This is a genomic window from Nocardioides sp. Root682 (assembly GCF_001427795.1).
Lineage (GTDB): Bacteria > Actinomycetota > Actinomycetes > Propionibacteriales > Nocardioidaceae > Nocardioides.
In genome coordinates, this window is record NZ_LMHJ01000001.1 from 2,152,223 (window position 1) to 2,178,625 (window position 26,403).

Genomic DNA, 26,403 nt, shown 5'->3' on the forward strand with positions numbered 1-26,403 from the left:
CTACCCCGAGATCCTGATGCCGGGGTCGGTTCCGTAGAAGAACAACGTGAACAGCATGTCGATCAGGATCACCGTGACGATGCTGGCCCGGATGGCACGTCCGGTCGCCTCACCGACGCCGGCCGGTCCTGGCGGAGCGGTCATGCCGTACCAGCAGTGGATCAACGCCACCATCAGCGTGAAGACGAGGATCTTGATCGTCGAGATGAGCAGGTCACGACTCGACAGGAACTGCCCGAAGTAGTGGTCGTAGGTCCCGCCCGACTGGCCGAACAGGATCGTCACCACGGACCTCGACGCGATCCACGAGCCGATCAGCCCGATGAAGTAGAGCGGCAGGATGGCGGTCATGGTGGCGGTCACGCGGGTGGCCACGAGGTACTGGATCGGCGGCACCGCCATCACCTCGAGGGCGTCGATCTCCTCGTGGAGCTTCATCGAGCCCAGCTGCGAGGTGAAGCGACAGCCGACCTGCGAGGCGAGCGCGAGCGACGCGATCAGCGGCGCGAGCTCGCGGGTGCTGACGCCGGCATTGATGGCTCCGGTGAGCGGACCGAGGCTCAGCAGCTCGAGCCCGCTGAAGCCCTCGATGCCGAGCGAGGTGCCGGCGGCGACGGACAGCAGGACCATGATGCCGATGGTGCCGCCGCCGACGAGGAGCGCGCCGGTACCCCAGGCGATGTCGGTCAGCTGACGGAGGTACTCCGTCGGATAGCGCTTGAGCGTGGCCGGCACGGATGCCAGGACCCGCGCACTGAAGAATCCGAACGACCCCAGCCGGGCCAGGATGTCGAGTGCGCCGTCGGCGACGCTGACGACGCGGTCCCCGACGGCGCGACCGAAGCCACCCCGGCCCAGGCCGGTGACGGTGGCCATCAGACGAGCCTCTGCGGGACGAGCATCACGTAGACCTGGGTGACCCCCACGTTGACCAGCGCGAGCAGGATCACGCTGAGCACGACGGACTGGTTGACCGCGTCGGAGACACCCTTCGGTCCACCGCGCGCATTGAGCCCCTTGTGGGCGGAGACCATCACCGCGATGAAGCCGAAGATCGCGGACTTGAGGACCGCCATCACCAGGTCGAGGGTCTGTCCGAACGAGATGAAGGCGCCGAGGTAGGTGCCGGAGCTGACGGCACCGGAACCCACGACGAGGACGTAGCCGGTCATGATGGCGGTGGTCGCCACCACCGCGCTGAGACAGACGCCGACGAGCACAGCGGCGACCAGGCGCGGGGCCACCAGTCGCTCGACCGGCGAGATGCCCATGACCATCAGGGCGTCGATCTCCTCGCGAACGGTGCGCGCACCCAGGTCGGCCGTGACCGCGGCGCCGACCACGCCCGCGATCATGATGGCCGCGACGAGCGGGGCCGCCTGCCGCATGACACCGATCGCGTTGACGGCGCCGATGAAGGAGTTGGCCCCGATCTGGCCGGCGACTCCACCGACCTGGACCGACACGATCACCCCGAAGGGCACGGAGACCAGGATCGTGGGCAGCAGGGAGACCCGCGCCATGAACCAGGCCTGGAGGAAGAACTCGTCCCACGAGAACGTGCGGCCCAGGATGCCGGTGATCGCGGCGATCGTGGAGTCCCAGCCAAGGACGACGATCTCACCGGCGGTGTTGATGCCGGTCGTCGCGTGGTCGACGAGGAAGTCGACAGCGTCCCGGGCGCCCGTCACCGCACTCGCCACGACCCCACCTGCCTGATCTCGCGCGCCACTGGCCACCCCCATGGATGTGAGCCTTAACAGATGCTAAGACCAGGACAGGACCATAGCCGACGCGAGACCACCTGTGACCCGTCTCACCGAAAAATCCCACGGGCGGCGATCCGCCCGGGAAGTCACCGGGAAGTCACTTGCCCTGCTGGCGCCGCAGCTGCTCGAGCTTCTCCAGCGTGATCAGCTGCCGGGCCGGGGGAGGCTCGATCGCGACCGCCGCGTCCCAGTCGACCCAGGTGAACTGGGCGCCGCCGGTGCCGATGTCGTTGGAGCGGCGAACGATCCGACCGGACTCGTCGAACCAGAATTCCGTGACGTCGACGCCGCTGCTCGCGTCGGTCGCGCTCGCGTCGGTCGCGCTCGCGTCGGTCGCGCTCACAGCCGGTTCCGCCACGACCTGGTAGCGCCGCGTCGGCACGTCGCCGACCAGGTCCTCGCCGCTGAACCGGACCTCGGTGATGGCGTCACGCAACAGGTCTGTCTGCCCACGCGGGTCCGCCTCCTGCATCACGGCCCCGGCCAGGTCTGCGTCCTCCGCCCCGATGTCGACCCAGAGCCCACGGGACTCCGGGACCGACATGTAGGCGGTGTCCCCCACGGTGCGCAGCCTGATCCAGCCGCCCTTGACCTGCCAGTCGGTGATCTTGACGTCGACGTTCATCCCGCTGTCGACGTACTCGACGACCCCACTTCCGTTCAGCGGGGTCGGGCCCTGCACCTCGAACGCGACCCGGGCCGAGGCGTCCTGGTCGAAGCTCGCCTCGATCAGGTCGACGAAGGCATCGACGTCGACGCGCTCACCCTTGGCCGCGTCCCCCGGCTTCGACAGTCCGGGGCCGGGATCGTCCTTGCCGCAGCCGGCGAGACCGGAGACCGCCACGATGACCGCGGCCAGCGTGGCGCCGAGCCGCACGGCCGGACGCACCTGTCGTGTCATTGCGCGACCTCGGGCGCGAGCTCGATGAGCGTCGCGAGCGCCTTGCAGAGCACGAGGTGCACGTGGTCACGGTCGAGCCGCCCGGTCTCCAGCCACTCGCGCAGCGCCTGCCAGGTGAGCTCGCCGAAACAGGCGACCAGGGCCCGGGTGGCGGGCGTCGCCTGCTCCGGGTCGCGGGTCACGGACGCCAGCACGCTGTCGATGGTGGCCTCGTTCATCTCACGCAGGTGGCCGCGGACCACCGGGTCACTGTGCGATCCGGAGTGCACCGGCCGCAGGGCCAGGTAGGACTCACGATTGACCTCGATCCGGCTCAGCCACACGTCGATCACCTCCGAGATCGACGCAGCGAGATCCTCCGACCCGCGGACCCCCGCCAACGTCGGCAGGGTGGGCGTGCGCACCGTCTGGTTCAGCACGGCCAGATAGAGGTCCCTCTTCGAGCCGAACTCGTGATAGATCCAGCCCCGGTTGACGTCAGCCTCGGTGGCGATCGCCACCGTCGACACCTTGTCGTAGTCAGTGCTGGCGAAGTGGCGCGACGCGGCCCGCAGGATCCGTTCGCGCCTGTCGGTGCCGACATCGGTGGACATGGCCACAAGGTACAGGCTGGCCGGACAGGTGCTAACGCCGTGCCCGGCCTAGTACTCGCTCCCCATCAGGGGCACCAGGTAGGCGGCCGCGAAGGCGCGCGTCGCGGCGTCGTCGTGCATCGGGATCCTGCCCTCCGGCGCGAGCACGAGGCTCAGCGCGAGCCTCGCCTCGATCTCGGCGACGATGTCCGCGTCGGCGCCGAGGTAGCGGCCCTGCGCCTGCAACTCGCGGATCCAGCCGGCGAGGTAGTCGCGGGCACCCGCCATGATCTGGTCGAGCAGGTCCCCGGGCGCCACGGCTTCCCCGTCACGCTCGTTCTCACCGCGCAACAGCCGGACCAGCAGGGGCCGCTCCGTGACGGCGTGCGCGAAGGCCGTGAAGCCGGCCGCCGCCTGTTCCTCGACCGCGCCCGGCCCCGCCAGCGCCGCGTCCACCGCCGCGATGACGGTGGTGGCTTCACGCAGGATCACCGCGCGCACCAGCTGCGCCTTGCGCGGGAAGCGCCGGTAGACCGTTGCCACGCCGAGGTCGGCGGCGGCGGCCACCTCGTTCATCGTCGTACGACGCACGCCGTGATCGGAGAACAGGGACAGCCCGGCGTCCAGGATGCGCGCACTGGCGGCATCGGCGGGATCGGCGAGCTCCATGGTGGAGACCCTAGTGCCGCGGCGACTCCGGTGATAGATTCGAGAGCAGTTTCTATCACCCTCAACGTGGAGGTCCCATGTCGACAGAGCCCGCCGAAACGCTGGTCGCCCGGCTCCGAGAGACGTTCGACAGCGGTCGGACCCGTGACCTGGACTGGCGCCGCGACCAGCTCGGGGTACTCGCACGGATGCTGAGGGAGAACGAGGAGGCGCTCCTGGCCGCGCTTGCCGAGGACCTCGGCAAGCCGCGCTTCGAGGCGTGGGCAGGGGACGTCGCGTCCTCGGCCTCGGAGGCCGACCACCTGCGCAAGCACCTGGGCAGCTGGGCCAAGGACTCCTCGGCTCGCCTGCCGCTGCCGTTCCTTCCGGGCCGCGCGAGCATTCGGCACGAACCGCGCGGCGTGGTGCTCGTCATCGCCCCCTGGAACTACCCGGTCTACCTCCTCGCGACGCCCCTCGCTGCAGCCCTGGCGGCGGGCAACGCCGTCGTCTGCAAGCCGTCCGAGCTGGCGCCCGCCACATCGGCGCTGGTCACGAAGCTGGCCGGCGAGTACCTCGACCCGAGCGCCGTCGCGTTCGTCGAGGGCGGTGTCGAGGACACGACCGCGCTGCTGGAGCAGAAGTTCGACCACATCCTCTACACCGGCAACGGGACGGTCGGGCGCATCGTCGCCTCGGCCGCGGCGCGCCACCTCACGCCGACCACGCTCGAGCTCGGCGGCAAGAGCCCCGCGATCGTGGACCGTGACGCCAACCTGAAGCAGGCCGCCAGCCGGATCGCGTTCGCCAAGTGGTCCAACGCCGGACAGACCTGCATTGCCGTCGACCACGTGTGGGTCCACCACGACGTGCACGACGAGCTCGTCGAGCGCCTGGCGACCGAGGTGCGCGAGCGCTACGGCGACGACCCGAAGCAGAGCCCGGACTTCGGCCGCATCGTCAACGAGCGGCACACTGCCCGGATCGCTGGTCTGATCGACGCCGGTGGCTACGACGAGGTCGCCGTCGGGGGCGACGTCGACCTCGCGGGTCGGTACGTCGCACCGACCGTCCTCACCGGCGTCAAGCCCGATGCCGCCGTGATGGGCGAGGAGATCTTCGGACCGGTCCTGCCGGTGCTCGGCTTCGCCGACATCAGCGAGCCGATCGCCCACATCAACAAGGGCGACCACCCGCTCGCCCTCTACGTCTTCTCGCGCCACAACGCCGACCGGGTCCTGGGCGCCACGACGTCCGGTGGCGCCTGCGTGAACGACACGATGATGCAGGTCTTCCCACCGTCGCTCCCCTTCGGCGGCGTCGGCGAGAGCGGGTACGGCGCGTACCACGGCAAGTGGGGCTTCGAGACGTTCAGCCACCGGCGAGCGGTCTACCGCCGTCCGGGGTTCTTCGTCGAGCCGGCGCTCGCCAAGGCGCCGTACACCGACCTCAAGCAGCGGCTCGCCCGCTTCGTCTACTGATTCCACGGCCCAGGAGAACACCATGAGCAAGCGACTCACCGGCCGTGTCGTGGCCATCACCGGCGCCGGACGGGGCATCGGCGCCGCGACGGCGGAAGCCCTCGTCGCCGAGGGCGCGAGCGTCGCCATCGGCGACATCGACCTCGACATCGCCAAGGCGACAGCCGAGCGCATCGGCGGCGGCACACTCGCGCTCCCCCTCGACGTGACGTCAGCAGAGAGTGTGACCAGCTTCCTCGACACGGTCGAGTCGACGCTGGGTCCGATCGACGTCTATATCAACAACGCCGGCGTGATGCCGCTGTCGGCCCTCCTGGACGAGGACGACGCCACCATCGACCGGATCTTCGCCATCAACACGCGGGCGATGATCCACGGCACCCGCGAGGCGGCCCGGCGGATGCTCCCCCGCGGACGCGGCCACATCGTCAACGTCGCCTCCACCGCCGGCAAGGCAGGGATCGCGGGCAGCGCGACGTACAGCGCGTCGAAGGCAGCCGTCATCCAGTACACCGAGAGCGCCTACGCCGAGCTGCACCCCCGGGGACTCGACTTCTCGGTGGTGATGCCCGGGATCACCCGGACCGAGCTGACGGCCGGGGTCGAGGACATGCCGGCGTTCCGGGCGATCACGCCGGAGTCGGTGGCGAACGCGATCGTCGCCACCGTGGCCAAGCCCCGCTTCGAGGTCTACGTGCCGTCGTCGGCACGACCGCTGCTCAACGTGACGCGTCTGCTCCCGTTCTCCGTCGGCCAGTGGATCGGCAAGAAGATGGGCGCCGACCACGTGTTCATGGACGCGCTCGACCGGCCCGAGCGCTCGACGTACGAGGCGCGAGCGACAGGCAAGGACGAACAGTGAGGAGGCCGACGCTTCTCCACTTCCCGGGCGACGCACTGCTGACGGCGGCCGGTGAGCACATCGGCACCAGGTCGGTCACCCTCGCCGAGCCCCCAGCGGGAAGCCAGCTGAAGCCGGTCCGCGGTGAGCGCGGGCTCCCGCTCATGGGAAAGACGCTGGAGATCATCCGCAACGGCTTCCACGCGGCCGAAGTGATGAACCAGAAGTACGGCGACGTCTACTGGAGCCGCGCCTTCGCCAAGGACATCGTGTGGGCGATCGGGCCGGACGCCGTGCAGGAGGTGCTCCAGAACAAGGGCAAGGTCTACTCGCAGTCGGGCTGGGAGTACTTCATCGGCCCGTTCTTCACCCGAGGCCTGATGCTGCTCGACGGCCAGGAGCACCTGCTGCACCGCCGGATCATGCAGGAAGCATTCGCGAGGCCCCGCCTGGTGGCCTACCAGGACCGGGTCCAGCGGATCATCGACCGGACCGTTCCGAGCTGGCCGACCGACGAGCCGATGCCGATGTACCCCGCGGTCAAGGGCCTCTCCCTGGACGTGGCGACCGAGATCTTCATGGGCACCGAGCCCAACGACGAGACCCACGGACTCACCCAGGCCTTCATCGACGCGGTCCGCGCCGGCACCGGACTGATCCGCACCGAGGTGCCGCTGCTCCCGACCCGGTGGGGCAAGGGCCTGCAGGGACGCAGGGCGCTCGACGCGTACTTCCGGGCGCAGATCCCCGCGAAACGGGCCTCGGACGACGACGACCTGTTCGCCGCCCTGTGCCACGTCGAGACCGAGGACGGTCTCAAGTTCACCGACGACGACGTCGTCAACCACATGATCTTCCTGATGATGGCAGCGCACGACACCACGACGATCACCGCAACCGCGATGACCTACTACCTCGCCAAGCACCCGGAGTGGCAGGACAAGGCACGCGCCGAGTCGCTCTCGCTCGGGACGTCGGCGCCGACGATCGAGGAGCTCGAGACGCTGACCACGCTGGAGCTGGTCTTCAAGGAGGCGATGCGGCTGGTCGCTCCCGTCCCCGCCCTCGTCCGGAAGACCACCGAGGACACCGGGCTGCTCGGGCACTTCGTCCCGGAGGGCACCATCGTCGTCGTCGCACCCGGCGCCACGCACGCGCTCGGCGACCACTGGGTCAACGTCGACGACTTCGACCCGCTGCGCCACACGGATCCCCGCAACGAGCACAAGGCGCACCGCTTCGGCTACGTCCCCTTCGGCGGCGGCGCCCACAAGTGCATCGGCATGGCCTTCGGCACCAACGAGGTCAAGGCGCTGCTCCACACGATGCTGACGACCTTCGAGTTCGAGGTCCCCGCGGACTACGAGATCGAGTGGGACAACACCTCGCTGGTCATGCCGACGGACGAATTCCCGGTCACGCTGCGGCGGCTCAGCGAGCGTAGTGCTCGATGACGAGGACCTGGATCTCGCCGACGATGCCGCCCAGGACGGCGCCGACCGAGATCATCAGCCACTCGTCGTCCTTGAACACCGGTCGCATGATCGACTCGTACTGCTCGGGCGTGAGCTGGCTCATCTTGTCCACGATGAGGTTCTCGACGTCGAACGTCCGCTCGGCGTAGCTGGTGGCCTGGGCCATGGTGTCCGGGATGAGCGCGATGACCTTCTCGACCACCGCGTCCTTCGCCGCGCGATAGCGCTGGGTCCCGACCGCGAGGCGGACCAGCGGCTGCGCGATGCCGGACTGGGCGTCGATGCTCCGCGAGATCTCGCGCTCGATGGCCGAGAAGAGCCGGTCGGCGGTGGGACCGTGGAGGACTGCTTCGAAGATCACCTCGGGAGCGAAGATGTCGGTGGCCAGGATGCGGGCATAGCCACGGGTGATCTTGTCCCGCTTGGCGTGCAGCACGCCCTGGAACGGGAAGATGCCGAGAGCCTTCTTCTTGTCCAGGGGCCGGAACAACATGTTGAGGGCGACGTAGTCACTGACGAACCCGACGAGGAAGCCGAACGCCGGCATGATCCAGGGATTGTGGAACCAGGCCCAGCACGCCAGCTGCACGAAGCCGATCGCGAAGCCGAAGACGACCCCGCTGCGGCGCACGAAGGTCATTGCATCGGAGGCAACCGACCGGATCAGGTCGTTGAGCTGGTCCTTGTTCTTCACCAGGATCGTCACGGCGAGGAACTGCAGGTCGAGGAACTGGCTCAGGTCCGCGCGCATCTCGGCGAGCAGGTTGTCCACGATCTTGGGCGCCTGCTGGTGCACCCGGGCAGTGATCGCCCGACGACCCGCCTCCGGCAGGGAGTCCCACAGGCCGGGGCGGAGCTGCTCGGCCAGGTCACGGACGACGATGTCGATGGCCTCGGTCAGCGGCTCGCGGAGCTCCTCGACCGCCTCCGCTGCGTCGACCTTGTCCAGCAGCTCCTCAGGCTTGAGCAGGTTCTCGGTGAGCAGCTCGATCGTGGTGGCAGCGACCTTCCCGGCACGCCGCGGCACCAGCCCCTGCCAGCCCAGGATCCCGATGCCCCGGAACTCCAGCGGCCGGTACAGCATCTGCAGCGCCAGCAGCTTCGTGACGTAGCCGATGAACGCCGCCACGAGCGGCATCGACGCATAGATGATCCAGTTGGCGGAGAAGTCCGCCTGGATCTCGGGCCAGGTCTGGACCAGGCTGGTCATGCGTTGTCACCCGAGGTCGCCGCGTCCCAGAGGTCGCGACCGAACGCGGAGAGCCTGATCGTGTACCTCTCGACCCTCGCCTCCATCGGACCCCGTTTGCCTGCCTTCAGCGCCCGCAGGACCGCGGAGTCAGCGCCCAGGATCTGGTAGTCGTTCTTGAGCTGCGGGTCCTCCGGACCGGTCTCGACCAGCCCGAGCGACAGCAGGTGGCTGACGTAGACCGGCGTCATGTGCGGGAGCGACACGTTGGCCATCTTGCCGACGAGCGAGGCGTTCTCCAGGATCGGTTCGCCACCGATCCCACTGATGGTCCGTGCGAACACGTGCATCATCGGCGACGCGGACCCGTCGGAGAGGGCGCCGACGATCCGCGCCTCATCGGGCACCAGCTGGTCGATGATCTTGTGGAACAGCTCCTGCCGGCCTGCGCGGCTGTTCTGCTCCAGCGCCCGGTCCAGCAACTGGTCCATCTTGCTGCGCAGCGGCGAACCGCCACGACTCTCCGTGCTCGCGGCGAGCTCCCGTGGCGGGCGCGGCGGAGCGGCGATGTCGAGGCGCGAGCGGAGCGCGCCGAGGACCTGGCGTTCGGTCCAGATGGCCACCTGCGTGCCGGTGGCGACGACCGCGCGGGTCGTGGGACCCCAGAGTCCGAACGGGTCAAGTAGCGAGGCCATGGGTCGAAAGGTAGTGCCAAGCCGCGGCGAGCGCGACGGCTCTTCGTGATCGGTCACGGGCGCTCGCTCCCAGCCGGTCGATCGGCCCGCAGGGACCGGTTGATCACCTGGTTGGCGGCGCGCTGGAACCCACTGACGACGGCCTCGAGCGTGAGCTGTCGCAGCTGGACGATGGTCGACTGGAAGGTCGCGGCTTCCTCGGGCGTGTGGTGCGCTCGCGCACGGTAGGGACCGACCACCTGGTGCGCGAAGATCTCGGTCAGCTCCTCCGCGAGCGCCTCGGTGTGGCGGCGGACCGCGAGCCCGGCCGCGGTGATCCCGTCGATGCTGACGTCGAGCGACAGCAGCTTCACTGCGGAGTCGAACCCGGGCTGCAGCTCGAACTCGCCGCCAGCGTGCCCGACGACACCGAGCTCCGTGAGCAGGTCGAGCGTCCGCGCGTCGAGTGGTCGACCCGCGCGTCGCTCGAGCGCGGCGCGGTTCATCACCTCCGGAGGTTGTGGCGACCAGGTGGTCAGCGACAGAGCCCGTACGGCGACCTCGTCGGCATCTCCGTCAGCGGGGATCCGCGCGAGGTAGTCCTCGATCGCGGTGAGGCTCAGTCCGTGGTCCTGCAACGCCCGGACCAGCTCGAGGCGGGCGACGTGGAGGTCGGCGTAGTAGGCCTGCCGTCCTCGTCGTTCCGGAGCCGGGATCAGGCCGAGGCCCGCGTAGTAGCGGACCGTCCGGACCGTCATCCCGGCCCGCGCGGCCAGCTCGTCGACGGTCAGCGCGGCGGCCTGACGGGCGGCCTGGCGGGCGGTCTGGCCGGCCGCGGTGTCGTTCGACACGTTGCTCCCCCGATCTCGTCACCCAACATTGTGACAGTGATACTGTCACAGTACATTGACGGTTGAACTGTCACCGTCAGCACCGCACCCTACGTCAGGAGCCCCTTCCATGCGCGAGCTCTTCCTTCCCGAGCACGAGGACTTCCGCGACTCCGTGCGGACCTTCTTCGCCAAGGAGGTCGTCCCCAACAACGAGCAGTGGGAGCGCGACGGCATCGTTCCGCGCGAGCTGTGGCTGAAGGCCGGCGAGGCCGGCCTGCTCTGCTTCGACGTCCCCGAGGAGTACGGCGGCCCCGGGATCGACGACTTCCGCTTCAACGTGGTGCTGTCCGAGGAGCAGACCCGGGCCGGCGCGAACGGGCCCGGCTTCTCCGTGCACACCGACATCATCGTTCCGTACCTGATCTCCCTCGGCACCGAGGAGCAGAAGCAGCGCTGGCTCCCCGGCTGCGTCACCGGCGAGACCATCACGGCGATCGCCATGACCGAGCCCGGGGCGGGCTCCGACCTGCAGGGCATCCGCACCAACGCGGTCGACCAGGGCGACCACTACCTGCTCAACGGGTCCAAGACCTTCATCAGCAACGGCATCAACGCCGACCTCGTGATCGTCGTGGCCCGCACCAACCCGGAGGCTGGCCACCAGGGCATCAGCCTGCTCGTCGTCGAGCGCGGCATGGAGGGCTTCGAGCGCGGCCGCAACCTCGACAAGATCGGCATGCACGCCCAGGACACCGCCGAGCTGAGCTTCACCGACGTCCGGGTCCCGAAGGAGAACCTCCTCGGCGCCGAGGGCAGCGGCTTCATCTCGCTGATGATGAACCTGCCGCAGGAGCGGCTGATCATCGCCGCCCAGGCTGCAGCGGCGTGCGAGGGCATCGTCGAGATGTGCCTCGACTACGCCAAGACCCGCGAGGCCTTCGGCAAGCCGATCGGCAAGTTCCAGCACAACCGGTTCCTGATCGCGGAGATGGCGACGGAGGCGAAGATCACCCGCGTGTTCGTCGACGAGTGCGTCAAGAAGCACGTCGCCGGCACACTCGACGCCGTCGAGGCGTCGCAGGCGAAGTACTGGGCGACCGAGCTGCAGAACAAGATGGTCAACCAGGGCGTCCAGCTCCACGGCGGCTACGGCTACATGCTGGAGTACCCGATCGCGCGCGCCTACCTCGACAGCCGGATCTCGACGATCTACGGCGGCACGACCGAGATCCAGAAGGAAATCATCGGAAGGAGCCTGGGTCTCTGATGGACTTCAACCTGCCTGAGACCGCGCTCGCCGTACAGGACGGCGTCCGCGCCGTGGCCGCGAAGTACGACAACGCCTACTGGTCGGAGTGCGAGGAAGCCCACCGCTTCCCGATCGAGGTCTTCAACGACCTCGGCAAGGGCGGCTGGTTCGGCCTCAACATCCCTGAGGAGTACGGCGGCGGCGGGCAGGGCCTGCTCGAGGTGGCGATCGCCAACGAGGCGCTGTGCGCCTCCGGCGGCGGCGCCGGCACCTTCTTCTACGTGACGACGCCCGGCTTCGGAGCGACCACGCTCGTGCGCCACGGGACCGACGAGCAGAAGGCCGAGATCCTGCCCGGCATCGCCTCGGGTGACGTGCAGTTCTGCTTCGCACTCACCGAGCCCGACGCAGGCAGCAACGCCCTCGAGATCAAGACCTCGGCCCGCCGCGACGGCGACGACTTCGTGATCAAGGGCCAGAAGGTCTGGATCTCCAACGTCGAGAACGCCGACTGGATGATCGCGGTGACCCGGACCGTCCCGGCCGCCGACGCGAAGCCGCGCACCCACGGGTTCACGCTCTTCCTGATCGACGTGAAGGAGGCGCTCGCCGCCGGCACGCTGACCTACACGCCAATCCCCAAGATGGGCAGCAACATCCTGTTCTCCAGCCAGGTGTACTTCGACGACGTACGGGTCCCTGCCCGCAACGTGATCGGCGAGGTGGACGCCGGGTTCATGGTGCTGTGGGACGTGCTCAACCCGGAGCGGATCCTGGCGGCCGCGGGTGGCGTCGGTGCCGCTGACGCTGCTCTGGCGTACGCCGCGAAGTACGCCTGCGAACGTGAGGTCTTCGGGCGTCCGATCGGCGCCAACCAGGGCATCCAGTTCCCGCTGGCCCAGATCAAGGCGAAGACCGAGCTCGGCCGGCTGATGGCCTACAAGGCCGCGTGGCTCTTCGACCAGGGCCTGCCGTGCGGCAACGAGGCCAACGTCGCCAAGCTGACCGGTGCCCAGGTGGCCTGGGAGGCCGCGGACCAGGCGTTCCAGACACTCGGCGGGATGGCCTACTCCAAGGAGTTCCCGGTGGAGCGCTGGTTGCGTGATGCCCGCATCGGCAAGAACATCCCGGTGGCCGAGCAGCTGGTGCTCGCCCACATCGGGACGTCGATGCTCGGCCTGCCCAAGTCCTACTGACACCGCCTGCTGACACCACCTGCTGACACCGCGACCGCGGGCGGGCCATCTGGACTCAGTCGTCTAGGCTCGCCCGCGTGTCGGTGAGTCGTTCGTATCGCGGGGTCACCGCCGACGAGCGACGGAGCCGTCGCCGGGCGGCGCTGCTCGAGGCTGCCCTCGACCTGCTCGGGAGCGACGACGGGGACCTCGGCGTGCGCGCGGTGTGCGCGCAGGCGAAGCTGACCCAGCGGTACTTCTACGAGAGCTTCTCGAGCCTCGACGAGCTCCAGGTGGCGCTGTTCACCCAGATCGCCGACGAGGTGGCCCTGCAGGGAGCCGCAGCGGTGCGCGGGCGCGCGCCGGCGGACCTGTTCGACGCCTGCCGTACGGCCTTCGAAGGTGCCTACTCGGTGTTCCAGCAGGACCCACGCAAGGCACGCGCGGCGATGATCGTGTCGGCCAATGCCGAAGGCCTGACGAGGGCCCGGCGCAACGTCGTGACGTCCTATGCCGACGCGATGCGGGCCTTCCTGGGCCCGGCGCTCGGGCTGGGCGCGGACTCACCCCGCGGCCGAGTCACCCTCCTGTACGCCGTCGGCGGTGCACTGGAGGTGACCCAGGGGGTCCTGAGCGGCGAGGTGGACCTGACCCACGCCGAGCTCTGCGACACGGTCGGGCACCTGTTGGCGTCCTCGGTCCAGCAGCTGACCGAGAAGCCCTCCTGACCCACGAGTCAGGCCAGGTCAGGTCAGGGACCGGCCCCGGCGCATCCGCAGCCGGACCTCGGCGAGCTGCAGCTGGATCGGCAGCATCCGCACCCAGCGCGGGAGCAGCCGCGACCCGAACCGCAGGACCTTCACGAACCTGTCGAACCTCTTCTGGTCGGACGCGGTCCAGGTCAGCTGCATCGCCTCGCGGAACTCCTGCGGGAGGAAGCCCACCGTCGCGAACCGGTTCATCGCCCGGTTGCCGAACCGCATCCAGCGGGGGACCATCCGCAGGTCCACGATGGCGAGCAGGTGCTGGCGCACCGGCTCGTCGTACCGGACCCTCTCAAGGCCCTCGGCCCAGTAGACCTCGAAGGCCTCGCGGTCGGCTGGCCACATCTCGAGGGGCACCTGGAGCGAGGTGCCGAGCCGGCTGCAGTAGACGTAGAGCGCCTCCGCGTCGGTCTCGGTCATCGGCCCCAGGAACGCCAGGCGCATGTCGCGGAAGCCGATGTAGAGACAGGCGGCGACCCACAGCTGCAGGGCAGGATCGAACGCGTTGTACTTCACCGGGCTCTCCGGCCCGGACCGCACGGGGACGTGCGAGCGATTGACGGCCTCGCGGTACGCCGCCCGGTCGGCCTCGGTGCCGAAGAGGGCGACGACGAGGTAGCTGATCGTGGTCCGCAGCCGCTTCCAGGGGTGCAGCATCACGTTGCCGCTGTCGACCTTGCTCTCGACGACGCCGTACCCCACCTCGCGCCAGCCGAGCTGCATGATCACGTTCGCGGCCGACCCCAGGAGGCCTGCCGGGCCGGCGATGTGGTCGCGGATGTCGAACGGACGGGGCTGCGTCATGGCGCCATCCTGCTTGGTCTTGCAGTGTGGTGCACGCCCCACCCACGATTCGGACATCAACCGTTGTCAGATTGGGCGGATCCGGGGTAGTTTGCCGAGGTGGCCACTGACAACCGCACGCTCTGCGCTGCCTTCCAGCAGACGGCCTCGGCTCGCCCCGACGCCGTCGCCGTCCGCACCCCCGACGACAGCGTCGCCCTGACCTGGCGCGAGTACGCCGACCGGGTCCGCGGTGTCGCGGCAGGCCTCGCCGCCCTCGGTGTCACCCGCGGCGACACCGTCGCCCTGATGCTGACCAACCGACCGGAGTTCCACGTGGTCGACACGGGTGCGCTGCACGTCGGCGCGACGCCGTTCTCGATCTACAACACCCTGGCCACCGACCAGATCACCCACCTGTTCCACAACGCCGGCAACAAGGTCGTGATCACCGAGCAGCAGTTCCTGGAGAAGCTGAAGCTGGCCAACCCCGAGGGCCAGGTCGAGCACTTCGTCTGCATCGACGGTGACGTCGACGGCGCCATGACCCTCGCGGACCTCGAAGCCGCCGGCGACCCGTCGTACGACTTCGACGCCGGCTGGCAGGCCGTCGAGACCTCGGACGTGCTCACCTTGATCTACACCTCCGGAACGACCGGTCCGCCGAAGGGTGTCGAGCTCACCCACGCCAACCTGATGGCCGAGATGGACGCCCTCGAGGGCTGGTTCCCGCTGAACCACGACGACCGGCTCGTGTCGTACCTCCCCGACGCGCACATCGCGAACCGCTGGGGTGCGCACTACAACAACCTGCGCTACGGCATCCAGATCACCACCGTCGACGACCCGAAGCAGCTCGTCGCCACCTTGCCGAGCGTCCGGCCGACGTTCTTCGGTGCCGTGCCCGCGGTCTGGTACAAGGTCAAGGCGGGCATCGAGGCCGCGCTCGCAGCCGAGCCCGACGAGAAGAAGCGCAAGATCGCGAACTGGGCGATCGCCACCGGCACCAAGGTGGCGTGGCTGAAGTCCGACGGGAAGTCGGTGCCCATCGCCCTCGCGCTGCAGCACGCCATCGCCGAGCGGCTGGTGCTGAGCAAGCTGCGCGAACGCATGGGCCTGGACCAGGTCCGGGTCGCCGCCACCGGCGCCTCGGCCATCGCTCCGGACGCACTCGCCTTCATGCTGGCGCTCGGCGTCCCGGTGCTCGAGGTCTGGGGGATGTCGGAGACCTCCGCGGTCGTCACGATGAACCCGCCCGACGGCATCCGCATCGGCACCGTCGGCAAGGTCGTGCCGGGTGGCTCGGAGATCATGCTCGCCCCGGACGGCGAGCTGCTCGTCCGCGGCCCGCTGCTGATGAAGGGCTACCGCAACGACCCGGTCAAGACCGCCGAGGCCATCGACACCGACGGCTGGATGCACACCGGCGACATCGCGACGATCGACGACGAGGGCTACGTCCGCATCGTCGACCGCAAGAAGGAGCTGATCATCAACGCGGCGGGCAAGAACATGTCGCCGCAGAACATCGAGGGTGCGGTCAAGGTCGCCTGCCCGCTGGTGATGAGCGTCGTCGCGATCGGCGACGACCGCCCCTACGTCACCGCGCTGCTCACCCTGGACCCCGACGCCTGTGCTGCGTACGGCGCCAAGGCCGGCCTCGCCGACGCCTCCCCCGCCGTCCTGGCACAGGACGAGACCGTCCGGGCCCTCGTGCAGGCCGGTGTCGACCGGGCCAACGAGAAGCTCGCCCGGGTCGAGCAGATCAAGAAGTTCGCCCTTCTCGGGTCCTCGTGGGAGCCCGGTGGCGACGAGCTCACGCCGACGATGAAGCTCAAGCGCACCCCCATCGCCAAGAAGTACGCCACCGAGATCGACGCCCTCTACAGCTGACGCCGTGGTCGCGAACGCCGACCACATCCCCACAGACCAGGAGGTCCCCTGATGGGAGCCGAACCGATCCACCTCCACCAGTCCGTCGCCCATCCGGAGGCCGGCGAGGAGTCAGCCGCGTTCATCCGCGCCGACCAGTCAGCGCTGCGTGCCGAGGAGATCAAGCTGCTGCGCCGCAAGCTCGACGGCGTGGTCGTCTTCGCGGCGGGTACGGCGAACGTCGTACTGCAGCTGTCGTGGCCCGAGGTCGGCTACGGCGTCGTGGAGAGCCGGGTCGAGAGCGGTCAGGTCACGCGCCACCCGTTCAAACGCTTCCGGACCACGATCGGCTACATCGGCGTTGCCCTGCTGGGCAGCGACGAGATGCGCGTCGCGTTCCGCGAGGCCGTCAACGGCCAGCACCGCCAGGTCCGGTCGACCCCCGACAGCCCGGTCAAGTACAACGCGTTCAACCGGGACCTGCAGCTGTGGGTCGCCAGCTGCATCCACTACGGACTCGTGGATGCAGCCACGCGGATGCACGGCCCGCTGACCAGCGACGAGGAGATCGTCCTGCTCCGCGCGAGTGCCCGGCTCGGCACCACCCTCCAAGTGCCGGCGGACATGTGGCACCGCACGCCCGAGGAGTTCTGGGCGTACTGGGAGGAGGGCCTGGAGCGCGCCCAGATCGACGAACGGGTCGGCGACTACCTGCGCGGCCTGCTGCGGGTGGACTTCCTCCCCGCAGCGCTCGCTCCCCTCGGATCAGTCCTCGAGTGGCTGAACACCGGGTTCCTTCCCGGGCCCGTCCGCGACCAGCTGGGGCTCACCTGGACCGGCAAGGACGAGCGGCGTCACGCGAAGCTGATGCGCATCCTCGGTGCGGTCTCGCGCCCGCTGCCCCACCCGGTCCGGATGTACCCCACCAACGCCATGTTGTGGAACCTGGAGCTGCGCCGCCGGCTCGGTCGACCACTGGTCTGATGGGCGAGACGCACAGCATCATGAAGCGCACCTTCCGCAGCCGGGTCCGGACCGTCCTCGACGTCGACCAGACCCTCGCCCGCGTCGACGACGTCGCCCTGGAGATGGGTCCCCTCCTGGTGACCTTCACCGGCGTCCTCGCCGACTTCAACGCCACCCTGGACCGGTTCGGTCAGTCGCTGGACCGGTTCTCCCACGCCGCCGAGACCATCGACGGCACGGCGGCGAAGCTGGACACGCTGATCGCCACGCTGGAGACGACCGTCGACGCGATCAACGTGGTGACCTCGCCGATCGCGATGGCGCGCGAGGGTGTGCGCCGCGTCCGGTCCAAGGAATGACGTCCGCCCTCGACCCCGTTGAGCACTGGATGGACGAGCAGGGGCTCGGGCACGGCCCGCTCGAGTCCGTGGTCCCGATCTCGGGCGGCACGCAGAACGTGATGCTCCGGTTCCAGCGTGCCGGTCGGTCCTACGTCCTGCGGCGCGGTCCGGAACACCTGCGTCCACGCAGCAACGACGTCATCCGGCGGGAGTGCCGGGTGCTCCGCAGCCTCGGCGGCACGGCCGTCCAGCACCCGGCGTTGATCGCCGCGTGCGAGGACGAGTCGGTGCTCGCCGGCGCCGTCTTCTACCTGATGGAGCCGGTCGACGGCTTCAACGCGAGCACCGCTCTCCCCGCGCTGCACCAGGAGGACGCCGCGATCCGGCACGAGATGGGGCTGCGACTGGTCGACGCCCTCGCCACCCTGGCTGCGGTCGACCACGTCGCGGTCGGGCTCGGCGACTTCGGCAAGCCCGAGGGCTTCCTCGAACGGCAGGTCCCTCGGTGGCTGGCCGAACTGGCGTCGTACGACGCCTTCGCGGAGTACCCGGGCCCCGACATCGGACCGGTCGCCGAGGTGGCGGCCTGGCTCGACGCCCACCGCCCGACCGACTGGACGCCAGGCATCCTGCACGGCGACTTCCACGCGGCCAACGTGATGTTCTCGCGGACCGGCCCCGACGTCGTCGCCGTCGTCGACTGGGAGATGTGCACCATCGGCGACCCGCTCCTCGACCTGGGCTGGTTGCTGGCGACCTGGCACCTGCCCGGAGCACCGGACGAGTTCGCGGGGCCGCTCACCCGCGCCGGCGGACTCGCGTCCCCCGACGAGCTGGTCCGGCGCTATGCCGAACGCAGCAGCCGCGACCTCTCGGCCATCGACTGGTACGTCGTCCTCGCCTGCTTCAAGCTCGGCATCATCCTCGAGGGCAGCCACGCCCGTGCGCTGGCTGGTCTCGCGCCGAAGGACATCGGCGACCGGCTGCACCTGACCACCCTGCGCCTCTTCGAGCGCGCCCATGAGCTGATCCAGCAGAGCTGAACCATGCCGATGAGAGGGCAACCATGATCGACTTCGAGATCCCCGCCGACCTTGCCGCACGACGCGACGAGGTGCTCGCGTTCGTCACCGAGAAGGTGGTGCCCTTCGAGAAGGACCCGCGGGTGACTCCGCACGGCCCCACCGAGAGCCTGCGCAACGAGCTCGTGGCCCTCGCGCGGGAGGCCGGCCTGCTCACCTTCCAGGCCCCCCGTGACGGCCGAGCCGCTCCGACCCACGTCGAGCAGGCGATCCTTTTCGAGGCCGCCGGTTGGTCGTTCCTGGGCCCGGTCGCCCTCAACTGCGCGGCTCCGGACGAGGGAAACATGTTCCTGCTCGACAAGATCGCGAACGCCGAGCAGGCGATGCAGTTCCTGCGTCCGGTGGTCGAGGGCAGGCAGCGCTCGGTGTTCGCCATGACCGAGCCGGACGGTGCCGGGTCCGATCCGCGGCAGCTCGCGACGACCGCCGTACGCGATGGCGACGGCTACGTGATCAACGGCCGCAAGTGGCTCATCACCGGCGCCAACGGCGCCCAGACCTGGATCATCATGGCCGACCTCGAGGGCGTCGGCGCGACGTTGTTCCTCTGCCACGGCGATGCTCCCGGCATCGTCATCGAGCGGACGATGGACACGATGGACCGCAACTACGTCGAGGGCCACTGCGTCGTGCTGTTCGACGAGCTCCGCCTGCCGGCCACGGCTCTCCTCGGCGAGGAGGGCGAGGCCTTCCGCTACGCCCAGCTGCGCCTCGCCCCCGCACGGCTCACGCACTGCATGCGCTGGCTCGGTGGCGCCGTCCGCGCCCAGTCGATCGCGATCGATTACGCCAAGACCCGCACCGCCTTCGGCAAGCCGATCGGCCAGCACCAGGGTGTCGGCTTCAAGCTCGCCGACAACGAGATCGCCATCCAGCAGTGCCGGATGATGATCTGGTGGGCGTGCTGGGTCCTCGACCAGGGCCACCAGGGCCGGCACGAGAGCTCGATGACCAAGGCCATGGTCTCGGAGGAGCTGTTCAAGGTGGCCGACCGCTGCGTGCAGGTCCTCGGTGGCATGGGCATCAGCGACGAGACGCCCGTCGCCGGGTTCTTCCGCGACGTCCGGGCGTTCCGGTTGTACGACGGCCCGACCGAGGTCCACCAGTACGCCATCGCCAGCCGGCTCCTGCGCGACTGACGACGATGTTCTCTCCCATCCCGGTCAGCCAGGACGAGTTCCGCGCCTGCATCGACGAGGTGCGTCAGTCCGTCACCGACCCGTTGGTCGGGCTCTACGGACCGGACTCGCTGATGTGGGAGGTCAACCGCCGCACCGCGCCGTACGTCCTCGCCACCGCGCAGGCCGCCTTCCTCGACGTCGCGCACCCTTGGATCGCGAAGGGCGTTGCCGAGCACTCCACGATCTTCACCGACCCGAAGATGCGCGCCCGCAAGACCTACAACATGCTCACGACGGTCGTGTACGGCGACCTCCCGTCGGTCATCCGCGTCAGCCGCGCGGTGTACTCCCTCCACCGCGGCGTCGAGGGCACCGTGCACGCCGACACCGGGCCCTTCGCCGCGCACGCGCCGTACGCCGCCAACGAGCGCAACGCGCTCATCTGGGTGCACGCGGCGTCCTGGTACTCCCGGCTGGGCATGTACGAGCGCGTCGTCGGGCCGCTGTCCGATGCCGACCGCGACCGGTTCTGGCAGGAGACCAAGCTCTACGCGCTGTGCTTCGGGATCCGGCGCGAGACGCTTCCGGCGACCTACGCCGACTTCGAGGCCTACGTCGCGGACATGTGCGGCAACGGCCAGCTCGCTGCGTCCGACTCTAGCCGCCAGGTGATGTCGTTCCTCAGCGACACCATCCCGCCCGGCGCACGTGGCTCCCTGCTCGCGTTCTACAGCGTCTGCCTGCCGGAGCCGGTGCGCGAGATCCTCGAGCTCCCCGCCGTCGATGCCAGGACCCGGGCGGGCCACCGCCGTACCCTCGCCGGCCTGCGCGCCACCAACCGGCTCCCGGCCGCGGTGCGCGACCTGCCGCCGTACCGCGAGGCGATGGCGCGCATCAGCGGCGGCTTCGTCGGGCCGGTCACCCGGGGCATGAAGGTTCTCGTCGGCGGCCGGGCGAGCAGCCGCGCGCCACGCGCGGCATCGGACTGATACGTCTGGGGTCGTGTGGCAGGCTCCCGGTCGTGACCAACGGCGCAGCAGAGCAGGCATTCGAACCCGACGCAATCGTGGTGGGAGCCGGCCTCGCCGGGCTCGTCGCCACCTACGAGGCGACGAAGGCGGGCAAGCGGGTCCTGGTCATCGACCAGGAGAACCGCGCCAACCTCGGCGGCCAGGCATGGTGGTCGCTCGGCGGCCTGCTCTTCATCGACTCCCCCGAGCAGCGCCGGATGGGCATCAAGGACTCGAAGGCACTGGCCTGGCAGGACTGGCAGGGCTCCGCCGGCTTCGACCGTCTGGAGGCACAAGAGGACGGGACCCCGGGCGAGGACCACTGGGCCCACCAGTGGGCCCAGGCGTACGTCGACTTCGCCGCCACCGAGAAGCGCGACTACCTGCGCGCGCTCGGGCTCAAGTCGCTGCCGTTCGTCGGCTGGGCCGAACGCGGCAGCGGCGACGCCGCCGGCCACGGCAACTCGGTCCCCCGCTTCCACCTGACCTGGGGCACCGGCCCCGAGGTGGTCCGGATCTTCGTGGAGCCCGTCCTCGCCGCCGAGGAGCAGGGCCTGGTGCGGTTCGCGTTCCGGCACCGCGTCGACGCACTCGTCAAGGACGGCGATGCCGTGGTCGGCGTCAGCGGTGCCGTGCTGGAGCCCTCGGAGACGGTCCGCGGGTTCGAGTCGACGCGCGTCGCGGTCGGCGAATTCGAGCACCGCGCGGCGTCCGTCGTCGTCACCACCGGCGGCATCGGCCACAACCACGAGATGATCCGCGCCAACTGGCCCGTCGAGCGGCTCGGCCCCGTCCCGACCCACATGATCTCCGGCGTGCCGGCGTACGTCGACGGCCGCGGCCTCACGATCGCCGAGGAGGCCGGCGCCCGACTGGTGAACTCCGACCGGATGTGGCACTACACCGAGGGCATCCACAACTGGGACTCGGTCTGGCCCGACCACGCGATCCGGGTCATCCCGGGTCCGTCGTCACTCTGGTTCGACGCGACCGGGAAGCGGCTGCCCGCCCCCAACTTTCCCGGCTTCGACAGCCTCGGCACGCTCGCGGCCATCGGGGCGACCGGCTACGACTACACGTGGTTCGTGCTGACCCAGTCGATCATCGAGAAGGAGTTCGCTCTCTCCGGCTCCGAGCAGAACCCCGACATCACCAGCAAGGACCTCAAGTTCATGCTGAAGTCGCGGGTCGCGAAGGGCGCACCCGGACCGGTCGAGATGTTCAAGCAGCACGGCGTCGACTTCGTCGTCGCCGACACCCTCGACGAGCTGGTCGACGGCATGAACGGCATCGTCGACGGCGACTCCCCGGCGCGCGGTCCCCACCTGGACGCCGACGTGCTGCGCCACCAGATCGAGGCGCGCGACGCCGAGCTCGACAACGCGTTCAGCAAGGACTTCCAGCTGATGGCGATCAACAACGCGCGCCAGTCGCGGACGGACAAGCTGATCCGGGTGGCGAAGCCGCACAAGATCCTGGACCCCGAGAAGGGCCCGCTGATCGCCGTACGGCTCAACATCTTGACCCGCAAGACCCTCGGCGGGGTGGCCACCAACCTCGAGTCCCAGGTCGTCGACCGCACCGGTGCGGTCATCCCCGGCCTGTACGCCGCCGGCGAGGTCGCCGGCTTCGGCGGCGGTGGCGTGCACGGCTACAACGCACTCGAAGGCACCTTCCTCGGCGGCTGCATCTTCTCGGGTCGCGCCGCGGGCCGCGCCATCGCCGGCGCCTGATCTTGGGGCCGTGCGTGGAGTGAGTTTCACCGGCCGGCCGGTGAAACTCATGCTTGGACGAGGAAGTTTCATCGTCCAAGCGCCAGTTTCCCCGGCCGACCGGTGAAACTGGCGCGCGGCAAAAAAGACGAACCCCCGGCTCCGAAGAACCGGGGGTCCGCTCAAGCGGTAGGACTCAGGCGTTGTCGAGTGCTTCTGCGACGCGACGGTGCGCGGCCCAGATCTCCTCGGACAGGCCCTCGAACTGCGCGAGGTGCTTCTCGCGGAAGCCCATCTCCTGCTGCCAACGCGGCACGTCGATGGTGAGGAGCGTGTCGAGGTCGGCGAGCGCCTGCTCGTCGAGCCCCTCGAGGTTGAGCTCCTCGCGCTTCGGCAGGACGCCGACGGCGGTCTGGACGCCCTCGACCTCACCGTTGAGGAACTGCATCAGCCAGTTCAGCGGGCGCAGGTTCTCGCGGTAGCCGGGCCACAGGAAGCGGCCGTCCTCGCCACGCTGGAACCAGTTGACGTGCGCGAAGATCGGCTTGGTCGTCGCACGGCCGATGACCTCGAGCCAGTGCGCGGCGTAGTCGGCCTCGGAGTACGACATGAACGGACGCATCGACATCGGGTCGTAGCGGAGCACGCCCTCGAGACCGTCCGCAGCAGCGGTCGCCTCGGCGCCCAGCGTCAGGCCGTCGTAGACACCCTCGGCAACGTCCTTGATCGCACGGATCAGCGGCTCGCGGTCGCGGGTGCGGCCACCGAAGATGATGCCGTGGATCTCGACGCCCTGCGGGTCCTCGAAGTCCTTGGCAACGTTCGGGACGTTGGCCAGCGTGGTGGTGAAGCGGCTGTTCGGGTGCGCCCACGGAGCGTCGGCGTCGTCGGCAGACCGGTCGGCGATGATGTCGCCCTTCCAGTCCTCCCAGCCGTCGAGGTCGGTCGGCTTGTCGCTCTTGCCTTCCCACCAGACTTCCTGGGTCTTCGAGTTGTAGGCAACGTTGGTGAAGATCGCGCCGGTGCCGGGAACGATCGAGTCGATCGCGGTCGGGTTGGTCTGCTCGTTGGTGTCCTTGGCGACACCGAAGACACCGTTCTCCGGGTTCATGCCGTAGAGCTTGCCGTCGTCGCCGACCCAGATCCACGCGATGTCGTCGCCGTAGAACTCGACGTAGTAGCGGTCACCGAGGGCGTCGGGGGCCAGCGTCATCGCGAGGTTCGTCTTGCCGGAGGCCGACGGGAAACCACCGCAGATGTTGTACTTCTTGCCGGTCTCCTTGTCGGTGATGCCGAGCAGCATGAACTGCTCCACGAGGAAGCCGTTCTTCCAGCCGTCGTAGGCACCCTGACGCAGGCCGTGGGCGATCTTGCCGAGCAGCGCGTTGCCGCCGTAGGACGAACCGAAGTGCAGGATCGTGCGCTCGTCGGCGACGGTCACGAAGTAGCGCTTGTCGTCCGGGGTGCCCTGGCCGAGGTTCTCCAGGTCACCGGTGACGTGCACGGCCTTGACGAACGAGTCGCCCAGGTCGTTGATGTACTCCACGCCGACCCGCGACATGCGGATCATCTGGAGCACCACGTTGCGGTTGTCGGTGAGCTCGACACCTGCTGCGAAGTTCTGCAGCGGGGAGCCCTTCGGCGCCATCAGGTAGGGGATGACGTACATCGTCTTGCCGACCGACGCACCGGTCATCAGCTCGACGAGCTTCGGCTTCATCTCCGAGGACGGGCGCCAGTTGTTGTAGATGCCCTTGTCCGCCTCGTCGCTGGTCGCGACGATGGTGCGCTCTTCAGCGCGAGCGGTGTCCTTGAAGTAGGACCGGGAGTAGTAGAGGCCTTCGCCGGCGGGCAACAGCTCGCCTGCTTCGAGGGACTCCTGCACCAGCCGGGCGTCGTCGGTCGCAGAAACGACCTCGATCCGGTCGGCGCCGGTGATCCCGGCCCAGTGTGCGACGTATTCCCGAACGTGGGGGTTCGTGAGGCCCGCCTCATCGAGCGTCCGCTCCACATCCACCATGCTTCTCGCCAGCCTTTCGGTCCTGTTAAAGGTGTGGGCACGCTACCCCACAGCCCACCCGTAAAAATCCGGGGTTCGAATCATCTGATCCGTGGACACCGTCGTCCGCGTGGCATCACCATGACACCGCTCGCGCGATGACGCACATCGGCGCCGGTCACCCTCGATGAGGCGTTCGCCACCCTCAGGATCTTTTGATCGTTCGAATCCCCGGGACGTCGGTTGACCCGCGTACGGCGGGGTAGGAACCGGCCCGACGTGGAACGCCACGACGAGAGGAGCCTTCATGAGTCACCCGCCGCAGCCCCCTTCCGGCCAGCAGTGGCCGAATCCGCAGCAGGGCTGGGGCGGACCCCCGAGCGGCCCGCCCATTGGCCCTCCGGGCTTCCCGCCCCAGGGACCTCCCGGCTTCCCGCCGCAGGGACCTCCCGGCTTCGGTCAGTACGGCGGCGGCTTCGGCGGCCCGCCGAAGAAGAGCCGGACCGGGCTGGTCATCGGCCTCGTCGTCGGCCTCGTCGTGCTCCTCATCATCGGCATCGTGGTCACCGCCGTGCTGGTCACCGGTGGCGACGACGGCGACGACAAGGCGGGCAAGGACCGCTCCAGCGCCTCCAGCACCTCGACCACCGACGGCACGCCGTCGCCGACCGACCCGTCCAGTGCCACGACCCCCGCGACGCCGTACTCCCCCACCGAGGACGAGGGCACCGACGACCCCGCCGCCCACATCGACGTCGAGGCAGCCGAGTTCGCTGACGACTGGGACTTCAAGTTCGGCGACGTCGAGCACAAGGCGACCTACCTCGAGTCGTGGAAGTACGACACCTGCGGGCCCGTCGAAGAGGGGTCGGCCCTGACCCAGCAGCGTTGCGAGTACGCCGTGCAGTGGACCTACTCCGCCCTCGGGGGCAAGGCCCGGGTGACCTACATCGCCCTGGTGTTCGACACCGAGGCCCACGCCAAGGCCGCCGACGCGTCGCTCAGCGACAAGGACTTCGACCTGCGCGCCGAGGCCCAGTTCCCGAACTTCGTGCAGGGCAAGTGGAACAGCGGCGTCGTCAGCAACGTCGTCGGTGTCACGGTCGGCACGACGAAGACGAAGGTCGACGAGAAGCGCCTGCAGTCCCTGGTCAACTACATGACCACCGACTACAAGCTGGCCCTGCAGTTCAAGCAGTTCTGAACCCTCAGTGCCCGCCGGAATTTAACCTTCATCCCGCAGACAAACCGGGGCGCGATCTGGCAATCTTCAATCGCCGCCGTAGGAGACCCGAGACTCCTACGGCGGCTCTGTTTTTGCTGCCGGGCTCAGCCCTTGCGGTACGCCGGCGCGCGCCGGCTGGGCGCCGTGTCAGCGGCCGCGAGCAGCGGCAGCACCCGCGGCGGGACCAGCACGGACAGCACCATCACGCTCGTCGAGCGCACCACCGACGACGACTGGTCGATCCGCACCAGCGTCGCCTGGAGCTCGGGGTGGGAACGGGTCGCGACCCGGCACAGCACGTCGAACGAGCCGGTCGTGACGTACGCCTCCAGCACCTGGGGGATCGCTGACAGGTCGTTCGACACCTCGTCGAGGGCGCCCTGGGAGATCTCGAGGGTGACGTACGCCTGCACCTCGAAACCGGCGGCGGCGACGTCGACCGTGGGGTCCCAGTCGGCGATCACGCCGGCCTCCGCCAGCCGGCGCAACCGGCTCTGCACCGTCGCCCGGGCCACCTGGGTGATCCGGGAGAGCTCGAGGTCACCGGCCCGCGGGTGCTCGGTCAGCGCGGTCAGCAGTGCGAGGTCGATCTCGTCGAGCGGGTGCGGTCCGGCGGCCATGGCTCCAAGGTAGCCGTTCTGCATAGTTCACCGGCCACCAATGCGGCAGAACTGACCGGATTGCCTACCCCCGAATAGGCAGGTTGTGAGGCTCGAGCCCG

General features: G+C 69.0%; 25 protein-coding genes. 14 read left to right on the top strand and 11 right to left on the bottom strand.

Features of this window, described 5'->3' with window-relative positions:
• The 5 genes from ASD84_RS10145 to ASD84_RS10165 all read right to left on the bottom strand — a co-directional run bounded on the left by ASD84_RS10145 (nt 1) and on the right by ASD84_RS10165 (nt 3,911).
• Entirely contained in the window at nt 1–876 is an 876-nt protein-coding gene (locus ASD84_RS10145; RefSeq protein WP_082573275.1) for an MlaE family ABC transporter permease, read from the bottom strand.
• Nucleotides 876–1,745, bottom strand: coding sequence for an MlaE family ABC transporter permease (locus tag ASD84_RS10150; protein ID WP_082573276.1), 870 nt, complete (start codon nt 1,743–1,745; stop codon nt 876–878). The genes ASD84_RS10145 and ASD84_RS10150 overlap by 1 nt, the downstream gene beginning before the upstream one ends.
• A 121-nt stretch (nt 1,746–1,866) precedes the next feature.
• Nucleotides 1,867–2,670, bottom strand: coding sequence for a hypothetical protein (locus ASD84_RS10155; RefSeq protein WP_156391747.1), 804 nt, complete (start codon nt 2,668–2,670; stop codon nt 1,867–1,869).
• A complete protein-coding gene (locus ASD84_RS10160; RefSeq protein WP_056709664.1) occupies nt 2,667–3,263 on the bottom strand; it encodes a TetR/AcrR family transcriptional regulator in 597 nt (198 codons plus the stop codon). The genes ASD84_RS10155 and ASD84_RS10160 overlap by 4 nt, the downstream gene beginning before the upstream one ends.
• A 48-nt stretch (nt 3,264–3,311) precedes the next feature.
• The gene (locus ASD84_RS10165) at nt 3,312–3,911 is read right to left on the bottom strand and encodes a TetR/AcrR family transcriptional regulator (protein WP_056709666.1); all 600 of its coding nucleotides are present in this window, start codon (nt 3,909–3,911) and stop codon (nt 3,312–3,314) included.
• A 77-nt stretch (nt 3,912–3,988) separates the two neighbouring features.
• On the opposite strand from ASD84_RS10165, the gene ASD84_RS10170 reads away from it, so the two are divergent.
• The 3 genes from ASD84_RS10170 to ASD84_RS10180 are packed head-to-tail and all read left to right on the top strand — an operon-like array spanning nt 3,989 to nt 7,666.
• Entirely contained in the window at nt 3,989–5,371 is a 1,383-nt protein-coding gene (locus ASD84_RS10170) for an aldehyde dehydrogenase family protein (RefSeq protein WP_056709668.1), read from the top strand.
• Between the two features lie 22 nt (nt 5,372–5,393).
• Nucleotides 5,394–6,233, top strand: a complete 840-nt coding sequence (locus ASD84_RS10175) for an SDR family oxidoreductase (protein ID WP_056709670.1) — start codon at nt 5,394–5,396, stop codon at nt 6,231–6,233.
• Nucleotides 6,230–7,666, top strand: a complete 1,437-nt coding sequence (locus ASD84_RS10180) for a cytochrome P450 (RefSeq protein ID WP_056709672.1) — start codon at nt 6,230–6,232, stop codon at nt 7,664–7,666. The genes ASD84_RS10175 and ASD84_RS10180 overlap by 4 nt, the downstream gene beginning before the upstream one ends.
• Here ASD84_RS10180 and ASD84_RS10185 read toward each other — a convergent pair.
• The 3 genes from ASD84_RS10185 to ASD84_RS10195 are packed head-to-tail and all read right to left on the bottom strand — an operon-like array spanning nt 7,644 to nt 10,401.
• Nucleotides 7,644–8,897, bottom strand: coding sequence for a DUF445 domain-containing protein (locus ASD84_RS10185; protein ID WP_056709673.1), 1,254 nt, complete (start codon nt 8,895–8,897; stop codon nt 7,644–7,646). The genes ASD84_RS10180 and ASD84_RS10185 overlap by 23 nt on opposite strands.
• The gene (locus tag ASD84_RS10190) at nt 8,894–9,571 is read right to left on the bottom strand and encodes an Abi-alpha family protein (RefSeq protein ID WP_056709676.1); all 678 of its coding nucleotides are present in this window, start codon (nt 9,569–9,571) and stop codon (nt 8,894–8,896) included. The genes ASD84_RS10185 and ASD84_RS10190 overlap by 4 nt, the downstream gene beginning before the upstream one ends.
• A gap of 53 nt (nt 9,572–9,624) precedes the next feature.
• Nucleotides 9,625–10,401, bottom strand: coding sequence for a MerR family transcriptional regulator (locus ASD84_RS10195; protein WP_056709678.1), 777 nt, complete (start codon nt 10,399–10,401; stop codon nt 9,625–9,627).
• A gap of 109 nt (nt 10,402–10,510) precedes the next feature.
• Here ASD84_RS10195 and ASD84_RS10200 point away from each other — a divergent pair, with 109 nt between their 5' ends.
• The 3 genes from ASD84_RS10200 to ASD84_RS10210 all read left to right on the top strand — a co-directional run bounded on the left by ASD84_RS10200 (nt 10,511) and on the right by ASD84_RS10210 (nt 13,535).
• The gene (locus ASD84_RS10200; protein WP_056709680.1) at nt 10,511–11,650 is read left to right on the top strand and encodes an acyl-CoA dehydrogenase family protein; all 1,140 of its coding nucleotides are present in this window, start codon (nt 10,511–10,513) and stop codon (nt 11,648–11,650) included.
• Nucleotides 11,650–12,828, top strand: coding sequence for an acyl-CoA dehydrogenase family protein (locus ASD84_RS10205; protein ID WP_056709681.1), 1,179 nt, complete (start codon nt 11,650–11,652; stop codon nt 12,826–12,828). The genes ASD84_RS10200 and ASD84_RS10205 overlap by 1 nt, the downstream gene beginning before the upstream one ends.
• A gap of 77 nt (nt 12,829–12,905) precedes the next feature.
• The gene (locus ASD84_RS10210; protein WP_056709683.1) at nt 12,906–13,535 is read left to right on the top strand and encodes a TetR/AcrR family transcriptional regulator; all 630 of its coding nucleotides are present in this window, start codon (nt 12,906–12,908) and stop codon (nt 13,533–13,535) included.
• An 18-nt stretch (nt 13,536–13,553) separates the two neighbouring features.
• Here ASD84_RS10210 and ASD84_RS10215 read toward each other — a convergent pair whose 3' ends face one another.
• Nucleotides 13,554–14,375, bottom strand: a complete 822-nt coding sequence (locus ASD84_RS10215) for an oxygenase MpaB family protein (protein WP_056709685.1) — start codon at nt 14,373–14,375, stop codon at nt 13,554–13,556.
• 99 nt (nt 14,376–14,474) lie between these two features.
• Here ASD84_RS10215 and ASD84_RS10220 point away from each other — a divergent pair, with 99 nt between their 5' ends.
• Genes ASD84_RS10220 through ASD84_RS10250 form a run of 7 tightly spaced genes read left to right on the top strand, consistent with a single transcriptional unit; the run spans nt 14,475 to nt 22,479 of the window.
• Nucleotides 14,475–16,247: an AMP-dependent synthetase/ligase gene (locus tag ASD84_RS10220; RefSeq protein ID WP_056709687.1), complete on the top strand. Its 1,773-nt coding sequence runs from the start codon at nt 14,475–14,477 to the stop codon at nt 16,245–16,247.
• Between the two features lie 51 nt (nt 16,248–16,298).
• A complete protein-coding gene (locus tag ASD84_RS10225) occupies nt 16,299–17,210 on the top strand; it encodes an oxygenase MpaB family protein (protein ID WP_056709690.1) in 912 nt (303 codons plus the stop codon).
• On the top strand, nt 17,210–17,551 hold the full coding sequence (locus ASD84_RS10230) for a hypothetical protein (protein ID WP_056709692.1): 342 nt from the start codon (nt 17,210–17,212) through the stop codon (nt 17,549–17,551). Before ASD84_RS10225 ends, ASD84_RS10230 begins: the two co-directional genes overlap by 1 nt.
• Nucleotides 17,548–18,576, top strand: a complete 1,029-nt coding sequence (locus ASD84_RS10235) for a phosphotransferase family protein (protein WP_056709694.1) — start codon at nt 17,548–17,550, stop codon at nt 18,574–18,576. Before ASD84_RS10230 ends, ASD84_RS10235 begins: the two co-directional genes overlap by 4 nt.
• A gap of 23 nt (nt 18,577–18,599) precedes the next feature.
• The gene (locus ASD84_RS10240) at nt 18,600–19,754 is read left to right on the top strand and encodes an acyl-CoA dehydrogenase family protein (protein WP_056709696.1); all 1,155 of its coding nucleotides are present in this window, start codon (nt 18,600–18,602) and stop codon (nt 19,752–19,754) included.
• A 5-nt stretch (nt 19,755–19,759) separates the two neighbouring features.
• Entirely contained in the window at nt 19,760–20,725 is a 966-nt protein-coding gene (locus ASD84_RS10245; RefSeq protein ID WP_056709699.1) for an oxygenase MpaB family protein, read from the top strand.
• Between the two features lie 32 nt (nt 20,726–20,757).
• Nucleotides 20,758–22,479, top strand: a complete 1,722-nt coding sequence (locus tag ASD84_RS10250; RefSeq protein ID WP_056709701.1) for an FAD-binding dehydrogenase — start codon at nt 20,758–20,760, stop codon at nt 22,477–22,479.
• 175 nt (nt 22,480–22,654) lie between these two features.
• Here ASD84_RS10250 and ASD84_RS10255 read toward each other — a convergent pair whose 3' ends face one another.
• A complete protein-coding gene (locus ASD84_RS10255; protein WP_056709703.1) occupies nt 22,655–24,478 on the bottom strand; it encodes a phosphoenolpyruvate carboxykinase (GTP) in 1,824 nt (607 codons plus the stop codon).
• Nucleotides 24,479–24,764: 286 nt separating this feature from the next.
• On the opposite strand from ASD84_RS10255, the gene ASD84_RS10260 reads away from it, so the two are divergent.
• The gene (locus ASD84_RS10260; RefSeq protein ID WP_056709705.1) at nt 24,765–25,661 is read left to right on the top strand and encodes a hypothetical protein; all 897 of its coding nucleotides are present in this window, start codon (nt 24,765–24,767) and stop codon (nt 25,659–25,661) included.
• Nucleotides 25,662–25,786: 125 nt separating this feature from the next.
• Here ASD84_RS10260 and ASD84_RS10265 read toward each other — a convergent pair whose 3' ends face one another.
• Nucleotides 25,787–26,302 carry an Lrp/AsnC family transcriptional regulator gene (locus tag ASD84_RS10265; RefSeq protein WP_056710898.1) on the bottom strand — a complete coding sequence of 172 codons (516 nt, stop codon included), beginning with the start codon at nt 26,300–26,302 and terminating at the stop codon, nt 25,787–25,789.
• Nucleotides 26,303–26,403 lie beyond the last annotated feature (101 nt).

Coding starts and splice junctions, on each gene's coding strand:
- ASD84_RS10185 (WP_056709673.1), bottom strand. CDS start 8,897: ATGACCAGCCTGGTCCAGACCTGGCCCGAGATCCAGGCGGACTTCTCC.
- ASD84_RS10165 (WP_056709666.1), bottom strand. CDS start 3,911: ATGGAGCTCGCCGATCCCGCCGATGCCGCCAGTGCGCGCATCCTGGAC.
- ASD84_RS10150 (WP_082573276.1), bottom strand. CDS start 1,745: ATGGGGGTGGCCAGTGGCGCGCGAGATCAGGCAGGTGGGGTCGTGGCG.
- ASD84_RS10190 (WP_056709676.1), bottom strand. CDS start 9,571: ATGGCCTCGCTACTTGACCCGTTCGGACTCTGGGGTCCCACGACCCGC.
- ASD84_RS10260 (WP_056709705.1), top strand. CDS start 24,765: ATGAGTCACCCGCCGCAGCCCCCTTCCGGCCAGCAGTGGCCGAATCCG.
- ASD84_RS10200 (WP_056709680.1), top strand. CDS start 10,511: ATGCGCGAGCTCTTCCTTCCCGAGCACGAGGACTTCCGCGACTCCGTG.
- ASD84_RS10170 (WP_056709668.1), top strand. CDS start 3,989: ATGTCGACAGAGCCCGCCGAAACGCTGGTCGCCCGGCTCCGAGAGACG.
- ASD84_RS10255 (WP_056709703.1), bottom strand. CDS start 24,478: ATGGTGGATGTGGAGCGGACGCTCGATGAGGCGGGCCTCACGAACCCC.
- ASD84_RS10225 (WP_056709690.1), top strand. CDS start 16,299: ATGGGAGCCGAACCGATCCACCTCCACCAGTCCGTCGCCCATCCGGAG.
- ASD84_RS10160 (WP_056709664.1), bottom strand. CDS start 3,263: ATGTCCACCGATGTCGGCACCGACAGGCGCGAACGGATCCTGCGGGCC.
- ASD84_RS10235 (WP_056709694.1), top strand. CDS start 17,548: ATGACGTCCGCCCTCGACCCCGTTGAGCACTGGATGGACGAGCAGGGG.
- ASD84_RS10215 (WP_056709685.1), bottom strand. CDS start 14,375: ATGACGCAGCCCCGTCCGTTCGACATCCGCGACCACATCGCCGGCCCG.
- ASD84_RS10155 (WP_156391747.1), bottom strand. CDS start 2,670: ATGACACGACAGGTGCGTCCGGCCGTGCGGCTCGGCGCCACGCTGGCC.
- ASD84_RS10230 (WP_056709692.1), top strand. CDS start 17,210: ATGGGCGAGACGCACAGCATCATGAAGCGCACCTTCCGCAGCCGGGTC.
- ASD84_RS10245 (WP_056709699.1), top strand. CDS start 19,760: ATGTTCTCTCCCATCCCGGTCAGCCAGGACGAGTTCCGCGCCTGCATC.
- ASD84_RS10265 (WP_056710898.1), bottom strand. CDS start 26,302: ATGGCCGCCGGACCGCACCCGCTCGACGAGATCGACCTCGCACTGCTG.
- ASD84_RS10175 (WP_056709670.1), top strand. CDS start 5,394: ATGAGCAAGCGACTCACCGGCCGTGTCGTGGCCATCACCGGCGCCGGA.
- ASD84_RS10240 (WP_056709696.1), top strand. CDS start 18,600: ATGATCGACTTCGAGATCCCCGCCGACCTTGCCGCACGACGCGACGAG.
- ASD84_RS10205 (WP_056709681.1), top strand. CDS start 11,650: ATGGACTTCAACCTGCCTGAGACCGCGCTCGCCGTACAGGACGGCGTC.
- ASD84_RS10145 (WP_082573275.1), bottom strand. CDS start 876: ATGGCCACCGTCACCGGCCTGGGCCGGGGTGGCTTCGGTCGCGCCGTC.